This window comes from Stenotrophomonas sp. LARHCG68 (genome assembly GCF_052871705.1).
In genome coordinates, this window is the sequence record NZ_JBIXJV010000002.1 from 818,442 (window position 1) to 831,487 (window position 13,046).

Consider the following 13,046-nt stretch of genomic DNA (forward strand, 5'->3'; position numbering starts at 1 on the left):
CCAGCCGCCAAGCCCATGCCACATCCGCTCGCACCACCCCGCGCGCACCTCCGTTACAGTCCCCTCAAACGCCTCCGAGGATTCCCCCATGCATTACGTGGAAATCGTCGCCATGCTGGTCGTGGTGCAATACCTGTTCTTCACCACCCTGGTCGGTCGCGCCCGTGGCCGTTACGGCGTGAAGGCGCCGGCCGTCACCGGCCATGAAGGTTTCGAGCGCGTCTACCGCGTGCAGATGAACACCCTGGAGCTGATGGTCGCGCTGCTGCCGTCGTTGTTCGTCGCCGCCCGCTTCTGGCCGGCCGAATGGGCGGCGGGCATCGGTGCGGTCTACCTGGTTGGCCGCTTGATCTACTGGCGCGCCTACGTCGCCGCCCCGGCGGGGCGTGGCCTGGGCTTCGGCCTGTCGATGCTGCCGGTGCTCGCGCTGCTGCTGATGGCCCTGGCGGGCGCGATCCTGCGCTGATTGCCCGGCCGCGAAGCCGACGGCCCATCCCATCGCGCAGAGGCGGGCTACGGAAGCAGTGTCGGTTTCCAGCCAATCCCGAAGCCGAATGCCCGTCACCAACGACAAAGGGAGCCTTGCGGCTCCCTTTGTCGTTTCCCTCACCCGGCTCAGAAATCCAGGCTGAGCTTGGCGTAGCTGTAGCGGCCCGGCAGGTCATAGGTGCCCGGGTCGTAGCCATTGAGCGTGCAGCTCAGGCAGATCGGCGGGTTCTTGTCGAACACGTTGTTGACGCCCACGGTGACCTTGACGCCCTTCATCCACGCATCGGTGCGCCAGCTCACCTGCGCGTCGTGGTACGTGGTGGCGCCCAGCCAATGCTGGTCGTTGGCGCTGTCGGTACAGATGTCGAAACCATTGGCCCCGGCGCAGCGCTCGCGCAGGCGGTCGATGTAGCGCATCGTCCAGCTCGCGTTCCAGTTGCGGAAGTCCCAGTTGGTGGTCAACGTCGAGCTCCACTCCGGGATCGCGCTGTCGTTGATCTCCACGCCCGGCGCCTTCGGTTCGGCCTGGCCGGATTCGTTGATCAGCTCGTAACGGGTGACCCAGGTGGCCTTCCAGTCGAAGCCGAGCTGGCCCCAGCCGGTCTCCGGCAGCAGCCAATGCGCGGTGAAGTCCCAGCCACTGGTGTTGATGGTGCCCAGGTTGGCCAGGATGTCCTCGAAGCGGATGATCTGGCCGCGGTCGTTGCGCGTGTAGCTGGCACAGGCGGTGGCATCGCGGGTATCGATGCAGCGGTCGAGGATGGCCTGCGCATCCGGTGCCTGGATCGCGTCATCGATGGTGTGGCGGTAGAACGTCACGCCCAGGTCCAGCTTGCTCGACCAGCTGCTGTTCTCGGCCCAGCCCGGGCTCCACACCGCACCGGCCATGAACGAGCGGCTTTCTTCCGGCTGCAGGTCGCGGTTGCCGGAAGTGACCACCGAGATCTGCGGGTTGGCCTGCTCGTAGCCGGCCGGCACGCCATCGGCCACGCACTTGGGCGTGGTGGAGGCGGCGTTGTTGCACGGGTCCACCAGGGTCGCGTCGAAGCGGCTCAGCGTGCCATACAGCTCGCCGATCGACGGTGCGCGGAAGCCCTGCGCGTAGGACATGCGCAGCAGCAGTTCGTCGGCCGGCTGCCAACGCAGGCCTATCTTGCCGGTGCCGGTGCCGCCGAAGGTGGAGTAGTCCGAATAGCGGCCGGCGATGCTCAGGTCCAGGCTCTTGCCCCAGAAACCGCCACGCGCCAGCGGCACGTCGAATTCCGCATAGGCTTCCTTCACCGTATAGCTGCCAACGGTGATGCCCGACGGCACGCCGTTGTACTCGCCGGCCACGGTGATCGGGTCAGGGTGGTATTCGCCCTTGTAGCGGCGCCACTCGGCACCGGCGGCGAAGGACACCGGCCCGGCCCAGTTGTCGAACAGCTCGCCGGTGATGTTGGCCGAACCCAGGCTCAGCGTGTTCTTGCTGCGGTCGCGCACCAGCGGCGAGATCCACGCCAGCATGTCCGGGGTGATCGTGCCCGGCCCGCCGAAGATGTTCAGCGGCACGCAGCCGGCGATCGCCGCGCAGGCGGCCGGGTCGCCCAGCGCCTGGTTGATGTGCTTGATGTTGTAGCTGCCGGTGTTGGTCTGGGTGGCCTTGCTTTCACTGGTCATCGCGTTGATGTCCCAGTTCCAGGTGCGCTGGTTGACCTCGAAGGTGCCGTCCAGCCCGGCCGCCACGTACCAGGTCTTCACCTTCTGCTCGTAGCGGCGCGGCCCGCCCTCCACCGGGCGACGCCCGATCAGGAACAGGTTCGGGTCGCTGCCCATCGTGGTCAGGTCGAAGCCGAACGGGTTGTAGGGGTTGTTGGCCGAGATCACCAGGTTCTTCTCGGCCCAGTCGTTGTAGACGCCGGCGTCGGTGCCCAGGAAGAACGGTTCCGGCGCGGCCTGGTTGGCCGACTCGCGCTCGCTGTACAGGCCACGGAACCAGCCGCTGACGGCCGGGGTGAATTCGAAGCGCACCTGGCCGAACACCGACTTGCGCTCATTCGGGGTCAGCAACAGGTTGTACGGGGCGAAGTTGAAGCGGTCCGGGGTGCCGAAGCAATGGTAGTCATCGGTGCGCGCGCAGCCGGTCTGGCTGGGATCGAACTGCGGCGAGGTGACACCGGTGTTGGAGGTGATGTTGAACACGTTGCCGCTGGGGTCGGCGAACACCAGCCGTCCCTGCGGCGTGGCCGAGCTGCCATTGGCCAGGCCGGTGCCCGGCACCGGCTCGCGCGCCCACTTGTACTCGTTGGAGCCGATCTCCTTCTGCTTGAACCACGAGCCGCCCACGATCCACTGCGTACGTTCGCCGCTCTTGCCGAAGCTGAAGTCCACCCCGGTCGTGCCGCCACCCTTGAGGTTGTAGTCGCCGTACTGCACCTCGACGTGGCCACCGTCGGCGCCCTTCTTGGTGATGATGTTGACCACGCCGGCGATCGCGTCGGAACCGTAGATCGACGAGGCACCGTCCTCCAGCACTTCGATGCGGTCCACCAGCGCCAGCGGAATGGTGTTCAGGTCGACCGACGAGCCCACCCCCGAGCCGGACGATTCGTTGACCCAGCGGATGCCGTCCACCAGCACCAGCACGCGCTTGGGGCCGAGGTGGCGCAGGTCCACCGTGGCCGCGCCGGCACCTACGCCGCCGCCATCGGGCGGGAAGCCGAAGTTGCCACTGGAGTTGAGCTTGGTGCTCAGCGAGGCGCCGCTGGCGGTGAGGTGCTGGACCACGTCGGCCACCGAGGTGTAGCCGGTGCGTTCGATGGCCTCGCGGGACAGCACCTGCACCGGCACCTGGGTTTCCAGTTCGGCCTTCTTGATGCGGGTACCGGTGACCTGGATCGTGTCCAGGGTGCGCGCGTTCTCGGTGGCGTCCTGGGCGGCCGCCGTGGCGGGGAGCAACAACAGGGAAAGCCGTACGGCGTGGGCAAGGCGTTGCGTGCGTAGCGAAGACAACTTCATCGGAAAGCTCCTCTGAATGCCGGACTACTTCTGGTGGGCCCGCCGTAGGGGCGGGTGTCACCGACTTGTAAACAATTCGTTAGGCGGCGGCAACAAGAAGGTGCTACAAAGCCGCATTCATGTGTCAACAAATGGCACTTTGGCGAAATCCGGCACAAAAAAAGGCAGGGCCAGGCCCTGCCAAACACACAATGTCAGGTGCGCCGGCGGCGCGGTGGTCAGCGGGCGGAGTAGCCGCCGTCGACCAGGTGGTAGCTGCCGGTGATGAAGGAGGCCTTGTCCGAGAGCAGGAAGCAGGTCAGCTCGGCCACCTCGTCGGCCGTGCCCAGCCGCCCGGCCGGGTGCAGCGCCACCAGCCCGGCGTAGGCCTGCGCGTCCATGCCCTGCAGCAACGGCGTGTCGATGAAGCCGGGGCCGACCGCGTTGACCCGCAGGCCCTGAGCCGAGTACTCCAGGGCCGCGCTCTTGGTCATGCCGACCAGGGCGTGCTTGGCGGCGACATAGGCGGCCGAGCCGGCCCAGCCGTTGCTGCCCAGGATCGAGGCCATGTTGACGATGGCGCCGCCACCGGCGGCCAGGATCGCCGGCACTTCGTATTTCATCGCGTAGAACACCCCATGCAGGTTCACGCCCAGCACGCGGTGCCATTCCTCCAGCGGGTAATCGGCGGTCTGCAGGCTGGCCCCGCCGATGCCGGCGTTGTTCACCGCCAGGTGCAGTGCGCCGAAACGCTCCACGCCGGCCTGCACCATGTGGCGCACGGCATCCGGGTCGCTGACGTCCACGCGCAACGGCATCACCCGATCACCCAGCGACATCGCCACCGCGGTGGCCGCGTCACCGTCGATGTCGGCGGCCAGTACCTGCGCCCCGCGCGCGGCCAGCTGGCGGACCACGGCTTCGCCGATGCCTGAAGCCGCGCCGGTCACCAGCGCGATGCGTCCCTGGAAATCCTGCTGCATGGCACTGCTCCACGACCGCGGCCATCCCGCGAGGAAGCCAGCATCGCCGCATCAGTGGGACGATGCATTGAGGTCGATCAATCCGGTGTTGGCCGGCGCCGGGGCAGGGGGCCAACCGGCGCCGGCCGGGCATGCTGGTCCGGGCGCGAATGCGCGGGCACGAAGGCGAACAGCTCCGCCGCACCCAGGGGCTTGCTGAACAGGTAGCCCTGGCCGTAGCGCACGCCGCGTTGGCGGAAGAACGTGGCCTGCTCGCGGGTCTCGATGCCTTCCACCAACGTCCGCATGCCCAGGCTGCGGGCCAGGTCGATGATGTGGTCGGCCACGCTGCTGGTCACCGATTCGGTGCAGGCGGTATGGGTGAAGCTCTTGTCGATCTTGAGGATGTCGAACGGGTACGTGGTCAGGTAGGAGAGGCTGGAGTAGCCGGTGCCGAAGTCATCCACCGCCAGCTCGATGCCCAGTCCGCGGATCGCCAGCAGCACTTCCAGGGCGCTGGTCCTCTCCAGCAGGCCGCGCTCGGTGGCCTCGACCACGAAGCGGCCGCACCCCGGGCCGATCGCCGCCTGCATCTCGGCCAGCAGGCGCGGGGTGCGCGGCGACTGCAGGTCCTGCGGAGACAGGTTCACGCTGATGTGGAAGCCCGGATGCTGGCGCAGGAAGCCGCTCAGGTCCTTGACCACCAGTTCCAGCACGCGTCGGCTGACCAGATGGATCAGCCCGGCGTCCTCGGCGAAGGGAATGAACAGGTCCGGCGTCACCACCTTGCCGTCCTCGTGCTGCCAGCGCAGCAGCGCCTCGGCACCCACGCAGGTGTCATCGACCAGGTCGAACACCGGTTGGTACAGCAGGAACAGGTGCCCCTTGTTGATCGCATGCAGCAGTTCGGCTCGGGCCGAGAGCTGGCGCCGGCTGATCAGCCAGGCCGCGCCGAGCACCACCAGCCCGGCCAGCACGCCGGCCGGCAGGAACCAATGCGCGAACTGCGACACGCGCGTGTCGATCGACGCCAGCGGGCTGGCCACGACCGTGCCGGTGGTCCCCGGCGGCACCACCCGCCGCACCACCATGTAGCCGCTGTCCATGTCCAGGTAATGCGCCTGGCCGGCGGCCGGGCCGTTGGCCGCGGCCCAGGCTTCCTGCAGGTGCCCGTAGCGCGCCAGCCACGCGCCGGTGTGAGTGCTGAACAATCCCATCGACACGTTGGGGCGGGAGAACGGCGCGATCAGGCCGTCCGGATAGGCCAGCAGCCCGTAGCCATCCTTGACCAGCAGCACGTATTGCCGCTGCGCTACGCCGCGGATGCGCACCTGCGAATGGATCAGCGTGCCGTCGGGCTGGACCACCGGCGGCGGCCCGAGCAGCAGGTTGTTGGTCACCGCGCTGTTGGAGGAACAGAGCACCCGGGTGCCGTCCAGGAACATCGCGCTCTTGACGATCTGCGAGCTCATCACGAACCGCTGCATCAGCGCCACGCCCTCGGCACTGCAGGGGTCGTCGCTGCGGGCATGCATCTGCTGCCGCAGTTGCCGCAGCAGGCTGGCGGTATCGCGGACCTGACGTTCCAGGTGCGCGGCGGTGTCATCAAGCTGGGCAAACCGTTCCCGGATTGCCTGCTTGCGCGCCTGCTGCGCCGAAAACAGTACCGGCAGGCAGGCCAGCAGCATGCCGGCGAGCAGCAGCAATGCGGCAATACGATATCGGCTCTTCATCCCAAGCCCTTCCCTGCGTCCGGCGGCGGATCCTCGGCCGCGACTATGTGATGGATCCGGCGGAATTTCAGCGGCCGGGATTCAGCCATGTGCAGGTGCCGTCACGGGCCGCTGAAGGTGTCCCAGGCCATGCGCGTGATCAGCACCACCACCAGCACCAGGAAAAGTTTACGGATCAACGGGGTACCGCCGCGCAGCGCCAGCCGGGTACCGGTCACCGCGCCCAGCACGTTGACCACGGCCATCGGCACGGCGAACACCAGCAGCACGTTGCCGCTGGGCAGGAAGAATGAGATCGCCGCCACGTTGGTGGCCAGGTTCACCACCTTGGAGGCGGCCGAGGCGCGCAGGAAATCCAGCCCGAAGAAGCGCACGAACAGGAAGATCAGGAAGCTGCCGGTGCCCGGGCCGAAGAAGCCATCGTAGAAGCCGATCACCCCGCCCATGACCAGCGCGATCACCAGCTCCCGGCGCCCGACTTCGCGGGGCCGGTGCATCGCGCCGAAATCCTTCTTGGCCAGCGTGTAACCCAGCATCACGATCAGCAGGGTCAGCACCAGCGGACGCACCGCATCCTTGGACAGCAGCGTCACCGCGGTCGCGCCCAGGAACGAGCAGGCGAATGCCGCCGCCGCGGCCAGCAGCACCGGCCGCCAAGGGAAGCGCACCGAGCGCGCATAGCGCCAGGCCGACGCGCCGGTGCCGAACATCGAGCTGAACTTGTTGGTGCCCAGCAGGGCCGCCGGGGTGTGCTGGGGCAGGGTGGTGAACAGCCCCGGCAGCTGGATCAGCCCGCCGCCGCCGACCGCCGCATCCACCAGCCCGGCGATGAAGGCGATCACCAGCAACCAGGGCAGCTCGGGCGGCAGCAGTTCCAGCATGGGGATTCCGGCGCAGGGCGCGACAGCATACGCGCCCTTGCCGGGCCCGCTGGAGTGGCAGGTGGCATCGGTGGGAAAATGCGCCATGCAGATCACTCCGACCTCACCGTGCCCCTGCGGGCGGGCGCTCACTTACGCCCGCTGCTGCGGCCGCTACCACGCCGGCGAAGCCGCTCCCGATGCCGAGGCACTGATGCGTTCGCGCTACAGCGCCTACGTGCTCAAGGACGTGGACTACCTGCTGGCCAGCTGGCACCCGGACACCCGCCCGCAAACCCTGTCGCTGGAAGACGCCCCCGGCCAGCGCACCCAATGGCTGGGCCTGAGCGTGAAGCGTCACCTCGTCACTGGCGAGGCGACGGCCGAGGTCGAATTCATCGCCCGCTACCGTGTCGGTGGTGGCAGCGCGGTGAAGATGACCGAGCACAGCCGTTTCCAACGCATCGACGGCCGCTGGTACTACCTCGACGCCGTGTAACCCCAAAGCCCGCTTCTCAACCCCTCCCTTTGGCAACGCCAAGAGGAGGGCCGGGGAGGGGTCGCTTTCAGCAGGAAGGCCACAGCGCCCCGCGTCTTAAGCCCCCTCCCTTTGGCAAAGCCAAGAGGAGGGCCGGGGAGGAGTCGCTTTCAGCAGGAAGGCCACAGCGCCCCGCGCTCTTAAGCCCCCTCCCATTGGCAACGCCAAGGGGAGGGATGGGGAGGGGTCGCTTCCAGCAGGAAGGCCACAGCGCCCCGCGCCTTAAGCCCCCTCCCTTTGGCAACGCCAAGGGGAGGGCCAGGGAGGGGTCGCTTCCAGCAGGAAGGCCACAGCGCCCCGCGCTCTTAAGCCCCCTCCCATTGGCAACGCCAAGGGGAGGGCCGGGGAGGGGTCGCTTCCAGCGCTGACCACCCAACCCAGCACATGACGACGGCGCAACAGAAGCCACGCGGCTCCAGTCACCCCAACTCCCGAACCGCCAGCCCCTTCCATCGCTCCGCGTATCATCAAGCCCCACGCAAGGAGCCCGGCCGATGAAAGCACCCCTGATGATGCGCGCAGCCTCGGCACTGGCCGTCCTCACCCTGGCCACGTCCGCGGCGGCGGCCACCAGCGACTTCGGCAGCTGCGGCACCGCGTTGCGGACCAGCGCCGCCGCCCAGGGCATCAGCGCCGAGCGCTTCGACCAACTCTTCGCCGACGTCACTCCCGATCTCAGCGTGCTGCCGCTGCTCGACGCCCAGCCCGAGTTCACCACGCCGATCTGGGACTACCTGGCCTCACTGGTCGACACCCAGCGCATCAACGACGGTCGCGCCCGCCTCACCGAGCACCGCGCGCTGCTCGAGCGGATCGCCACCCAATACGGCGTCGATCCGGCCACCGTCGTCGCGGTCTGGGGCGTGGAGAGCGACTACGGCCGCGTATTCGGCAAGCGTCCGCTGCTGCAGTCGCTGGCCACGCTGTCCTGCAACGGTCGCCGCCAACCCTTCTTCAAGGGCGAACTGCTGGCCCTGCTCAAGCTGCTCGACAAGGGCGACCTCAATCCGGCCGGACTCACCGGGTCGTGGGCCGGCGCCTTCGGCCATACCCAGTTCATGCCCTCCACCTACGCCCGCATCGCGGTCGACGGGGATGGCGATGGCCGTCGCGACCTGGTCGCCAGCATCCCCGACGCACTGGCTTCCACCGCCAACTACCTCAAGCAGTCCGGCTGGCGCACCGGCCAGCCCTGGGGCGTGGAAGTACGCGTTCCGGCCGGCTTCGATGCCAGCCTGGCCGGACGCACCAAGCGCAAGCCGCTGGCGGACTGGCGCACACGCGGCATCACCCTGGTCGATGGCAGTCCACTGCAGGTCCCGGCCATCACCGATGACGCCAACGCCGCGTTGCTGCTGCCAGCCGGCGCCAAGGGCCCGGCCTTGCTGGTGTTCCGCAACTACGACGCCATCTATTCCTACAACGCCGCCGAAAGCTATGCGCTCGCCATCGCCACCCTGGCCGACCGCTTGCGTGGCGGCAGCGGCCTGCGCGCCGCCTGGCCCACCGACGACCCGGGCCTGGGCCGTGACGAGCGCCGCCAGTTGCAGACCCTGTTGCTGGCACGCGGCCATGCCATCGGTGCGGCCGACGGCATGATCGGTACCGCCAGCCGTCGCGCCATCCAGCTCGAACAGCAGCGGCTGGGCTGGAAATCCGCCGACGGCCGTGCCGGCACCCGCATCCTGCAGGCGCTGCGCGACGCCAAACCGGCGGCGCCCACGGCGTTCCAACTGCCGGCCAACTACCTCCAACTCGTCCAATCCCCGATCGTACGGAGCAATCTCGCAATGAAGGATGTGCAGGGCCTGAGCACAGGCGATTTCAATGGCTTCACCGCCTGGAAGGTGGAAACGCCGTTCTCCACCGCCGCCATCAGCGTGTTCGGTGGCCAGCTGCTGTCCTTCGTACCCAAGGGCGGCCAGGACGTGATGTGGCTCTCGCCCAGCGCCAAGCAGCCGCCCACGCCCATCCGCGGTGGCAGCCCGGTGTGCTGGCCGTACTTCTCGCGCCAGGGGCAGGGCAACGACGTGCCTTCGCACGGCTTCGTCCGCACCGTGGCGTGGGAACTGCGTGATGCCCGCCGCGAGGCCGATGGGAGCCTCGTGCTGACCCTGGCCCCGCCGCCGCTGGACAACCTCAACCTCAAGCTGCAGATGGTGCTGCGCATCGGCCGCACGCTGGAGCAGGAGCTGACAACCGAGAACACCGGCACCCAGCCCACCAGCATCACCCAGGCGCTGCACAACTACTTCAACGTCAGCGATGCACTGAAGGTCGACGTCACCGGCCTGGACGGCCTGACCTACCTGGACAAGCTCGACAACGGCAACGCCCACGTCCAGCAGGGCGACTGGAACCTGCGCGATCCGCGCGACCCGGGCCGCAGCGACCGCATCTACACCCAGGCCGCCGGCCACTACGTCCTGCGCGATCCTGGCTTCAAGCGCGCCATCGACATCACCACCAGTGGCAGCCGCAGCGCCGTGGTCTGGAACGCCGGCCAAGCCCAGGCCGCGAAGATGGACGACATCGGCGACGCATGGCGCAACTACGTCTGCGTGGAGGCCGGCAACGTCGGCCCGGACGTGATCGAACTGGCCCCCGGCGGCCGCCACACCCTCAAGCAGGTCTTCGAGGTAAAGCCGCTCTAAGCCTGCCGCGGCTGGTTCGCGCACCGCAACGGATGCATGCCGGCGTCGCATCCGGGGGCTGGAAATGAAGACTGCTTTGGGACCGGTCCGATAGCGTGTCTGCGGCGCCGGCAGGTAGAGTCGGCGCAGCGTTCCACATGAGGTCGGGACGCATTCGACACTACCGCTTCAAGGACGATGTGATGAACCAGACCGTGTGGTACTACGCCGATGCCCAGAACGCCCGTCAGGGGCCGGTCGCCGCCGTGCAGATCCGGCAGCTGCTGGCCGATGGCCAACTGCGGCCGTCCTCGCCGCTGTGGCGCGAAGGAATGGAGCAGTGGCAGCCGTTGCAGGATCTCAGCGAATCGCTCGGCGTGACGGCGGAGGTATCGGCCTCCAATCCGTATGCCGCGCCCGGCTCCGACGTGGTCGGGGTACCGGAAGCGAGTGTGCTACCGGACAAGCTGCAGGCGTACGCCGACTTCGTCGGCCCGAACTTCGAGGTCTACCGCCGCAAATGGCATCTGGATGAGGGGGGCGACGCCACCGGCACCTGGAACTGGCCTGCCTTCCTGTGCGGCGCGTTCTGGATGCTTCACCGCAAGATGTATGGCGTGGCGGGGCTGTGGTTGCTGGGCGTCCTGCTCGTCTCACTGCTGGAAGGCCTGCTGGGGATTCCCGATGGCATCTCGCTACTGCTCAATTTCGCCTTCCCGGTCGCCGCTGGTGCGTGGGGCAACCAGCTCTATCTGCGCCATACCGAGCGGCTGATCCTGCAGATCAGGTCCAGCCATGCCGGCGGGTCGCATGCACTGCGCGCGGAACTGGCTCTGCGCGGCGGCACCAACATCGCTGCCGCGTTGGGTGGGCTGGGGTTGTTCCTGGTTGCCAACATCGTGCTGGTGGCGCTGATCAGCTAACGTCCGCGTGCGGGCGTGCGGAGCAACAGCAGGCATAGCACGCCCGCCACCAATCCCCAGAACGCCGATCCAATCCCGGCCATCGACAACCCGGAAGCGGTCACCAGAAACGTCACCAGCGCCGGCTCGCGTTCCACTTCCTCTCGCATCGCAACGGCCAGGCTGTTGCCGATCGTGCCCAGCAAGGCAATACCGGCCAGCGCCGCCACCAGTTCCTTCGGGAACGCCGCGAACACCGCCGCCACCGTCGCCCCGAACAGGCCGATGACGATATAGAACGCACCGGCGCTCACCGCCGCCGTATAGCGCCGCGCCGGGTCCTCATGCACGTCACGGCCCATGCAGATCGCGGCGGTGATCGCCGCCAGGTTCAAGGCATAGCCGCCGAACGGCGCCAGCACCATGTTGACCGCACCAATCCAGCCCACCACCGGCGACACCGGCGCGTCATAGCCGGAGGCCTTCAGCACAGCCACGCCCGGCACGTTCTGTGAGGCCATGGTCACGATGAACAAGGGCAGGGCGATGCCGAACACCGCCGCCCATGACAGCGTCGGCATGGTGAACACGGGGCGCGCCAACTGCAACTGCACCTGGTCCACGTGCATCAATCCCTTGCCGGCGGCGATGGCCACGCCCACCAGCAAGGTCGCGATCACCGCATAGCGTGGCAGCAGCCGTCGCCCCAGCAGGTAGGTCGCGAGCATCGCCAGCACCAACAGCGGTTGCGTTCCCACCGACACGAATACATCCAGCCCAAAGCGCAACAAGACACCGGCCAACATGCCCGACGCCAGCGAGACCGGAATTCGCCGCATCGCCTTTTCGAACACACCGGAGAAGCCGGCCACCGTCGCCAGCAACGCTGCCAGCACAAACGCACCAATGGCATCGGACAAGGGCAGCGTGCTTGCGCCCACCACCAGCATCGCCGCGCCTGGCGTGGACCATGCCGTCACCACCGGCATGCGGTAGCGCAGCGACAAGCCAATGCAGGTCACGCCCATACCGATGCCGAGCGCCCACATCCACGAGGCTATTTCGACTTGGTCGGCTCCAACGGACTGTGCTGCCTGGAACACGATCACCGCCGAACTGGCGAAACCCACCAGAACGGTGATGAAGCCGGCAATCACTGCAGGCAGCGAAATGTCTTTGAAGAACGAACGAGCAGAAAAGTCAGTCATCAGTCGCACAACCCCGGATCAACCCGCATTGTGGCCGACGAAAGCTGTCAGAGCCCCTCTCCCGCTCTGCGGGAGAGGGGTTGGGGTGAGGGCAGAACGAAATCGCAGCACCAAAGCACCCACAAGCAAGGCCGAAGCAGCGCCAGCAGCTGGGCACGCCAGGGCGTGGCCACTCATATAAAGAAGCGCTCCGTCATCCGATTTCGCTCTCAATCAGCCCAAAACCTTGCCGAATCTGGCTTCAGCAAGGAATTTGCTGCAAAGGCACACAAAGTGATTGCGCTTTTCACAAAGATGTCTAGAATTCGCTCCCTCGCTTCACGGCGCCGGCCACTTCGGTGACCACCGCCAAGAAGCAGCGCCAACCGCCTCGCAAAAAGGTGTTGACGGAAACGAAAAGCCTGCTAAAGTAGGCGGCTCGCTTCAACGAGATGCCTTCGGGCGGCGGAGAAGCAGTTGAGTCAACTTCCTCGAAACGAGGTGTTGACGAAACGGAAAAGCCGGTTATAATGGGCGGCTCGCTACGACGGAAACGTCGCAGCCTACGAAGACGGCGCTGAGGCCTGATTCGAGGTTCTTTGAAAGTATGCGCAGGTATCTTGTGAGGACGCCTGCAGGAGTGGATGACTGTCCATCTTGCAGACGTTTAATCAAGCAATGATTCAATTGTTTTAATGCAAGCGAAACGTTGCCAGTGGTTGAATTTCTGCAGCTAAAGTTATTGTCTTCGGACATGTAGTTTTAA

9 protein-coding genes are annotated in these 13,046 nt (G+C 66.8%); 4 read left to right on the forward strand and 5 right to left on the reverse strand.

From position 1 onward, the window contains the following. The first annotated feature begins 88 nt into the window (after nucleotides 1-88). Complete coding sequence (locus ACIPR8_RS10970) at nucleotides 89-466, forward strand: MAPEG family protein (RefSeq protein ID WP_446541041.1); 378 nt, start codon at nucleotides 89-91, stop codon at nucleotides 464-466. Nucleotides 467-615: 149 nt separating this feature from the next. On the opposite strand, the gene ACIPR8_RS10975 is transcribed toward ACIPR8_RS10970, so the two are convergent. The 4 genes from ACIPR8_RS10975 to ACIPR8_RS10990 all read right to left on the reverse strand — a co-directional run bounded on the left by ACIPR8_RS10975 (nucleotide 616) and on the right by ACIPR8_RS10990 (nucleotide 7,041). Further along, nucleotides 616-3,486, reverse strand: a complete 2,871-nt coding sequence (locus ACIPR8_RS10975) for a TonB-dependent receptor (RefSeq protein WP_446541042.1) — start codon at nucleotides 3,484-3,486, stop codon at nucleotides 616-618. Between the two features lie 218 nt (nucleotides 3,487-3,704). Beyond that, nucleotides 3,705-4,448 carry an SDR family NAD(P)-dependent oxidoreductase gene (locus ACIPR8_RS10980; protein WP_446541043.1) on the reverse strand — a complete coding sequence of 248 codons (744 nt, stop codon included), beginning with the start codon at nucleotides 4,446-4,448 and terminating at the stop codon, nucleotides 3,705-3,707. Between the two features lie 77 nt (nucleotides 4,449-4,525). Then, complete coding sequence (locus ACIPR8_RS10985) at nucleotides 4,526-6,160, reverse strand: EAL domain-containing protein (protein ID WP_446541044.1); 1,635 nt, start codon at nucleotides 6,158-6,160, stop codon at nucleotides 4,526-4,528. 101 nt (nucleotides 6,161-6,261) lie between these two features. Beyond that, complete coding sequence (locus ACIPR8_RS10990) at nucleotides 6,262-7,041, reverse strand: sulfite exporter TauE/SafE family protein (RefSeq protein ID WP_132864099.1); 780 nt, start codon at nucleotides 7,039-7,041, stop codon at nucleotides 6,262-6,264. A gap of 85 nt (nucleotides 7,042-7,126) precedes the next feature. Between ACIPR8_RS10990 and ACIPR8_RS10995 the strand changes: the two genes are divergently transcribed. The 3 genes from ACIPR8_RS10995 to ACIPR8_RS11005 all read left to right on the forward strand — a co-directional run bounded on the left by ACIPR8_RS10995 (nucleotide 7,127) and on the right by ACIPR8_RS11005 (nucleotide 11,114). Continuing rightward, nucleotides 7,127-7,519 carry a YchJ family metal-binding protein gene (locus tag ACIPR8_RS10995; protein WP_446541045.1) on the forward strand — a complete coding sequence of 131 codons (393 nt, stop codon included), beginning with the start codon at nucleotides 7,127-7,129 and terminating at the stop codon, nucleotides 7,517-7,519. Between the two features lie 548 nt (nucleotides 7,520-8,067). After that, entirely contained in the window at nucleotides 8,068-10,212 is a 2,145-nt protein-coding gene (locus ACIPR8_RS11000) for a lytic murein transglycosylase (protein ID WP_446541063.1), read from the forward strand. 182 nt (nucleotides 10,213-10,394) lie between these two features. Then, entirely contained in the window at nucleotides 10,395-11,114 is a 720-nt protein-coding gene (locus ACIPR8_RS11005; protein ID WP_446541046.1) for a DUF4339 domain-containing protein, read from the forward strand. Here the strand turns inward: ACIPR8_RS11005 and ACIPR8_RS11010 are convergent. Continuing rightward, on the reverse strand, nucleotides 11,111-12,301 hold the full coding sequence (locus ACIPR8_RS11010; protein WP_446541047.1) for a benzoate/H(+) symporter BenE family transporter: 1,191 nt from the start codon (nucleotides 12,299-12,301) through the stop codon (nucleotides 11,111-11,113). The two genes, ACIPR8_RS11005 and ACIPR8_RS11010, sit on opposite strands and share 4 nt — an antisense overlap. Nucleotides 12,302-13,046 lie beyond the last annotated feature (745 nt).

Coding starts and splice junctions, on each gene's coding strand:
- ACIPR8_RS10970 (WP_446541041.1), top strand. CDS start 89: ATGCATTACGTGGAAATCGTCGCCATGCTGGTCGTGGTGCAATACCTG.
- ACIPR8_RS10975 (WP_446541042.1), bottom strand. CDS start 3,486: ATGAAGTTGTCTTCGCTACGCACGCAACGCCTTGCCCACGCCGTACGG.
- ACIPR8_RS10980 (WP_446541043.1), bottom strand. CDS start 4,448: ATGCAGCAGGATTTCCAGGGACGCATCGCGCTGGTGACCGGCGCGGCT.
- ACIPR8_RS10985 (WP_446541044.1), bottom strand. CDS start 6,160: ATGAAGAGCCGATATCGTATTGCCGCATTGCTGCTGCTCGCCGGCATG.
- ACIPR8_RS10990 (WP_132864099.1), bottom strand. CDS start 7,041: ATGCTGGAACTGCTGCCGCCCGAGCTGCCCTGGTTGCTGGTGATCGCC.
- ACIPR8_RS10995 (WP_446541045.1), top strand. CDS start 7,127: ATGCAGATCACTCCGACCTCACCGTGCCCCTGCGGGCGGGCGCTCACT.
- ACIPR8_RS11000 (WP_446541063.1), top strand. CDS start 8,068: ATGATGCGCGCAGCCTCGGCACTGGCCGTCCTCACCCTGGCCACGTCC.
- ACIPR8_RS11005 (WP_446541046.1), top strand. CDS start 10,395: ATGAACCAGACCGTGTGGTACTACGCCGATGCCCAGAACGCCCGTCAG.
- ACIPR8_RS11010 (WP_446541047.1), bottom strand. CDS start 12,301: ATGACTGACTTTTCTGCTCGTTCGTTCTTCAAAGACATTTCGCTGCCT.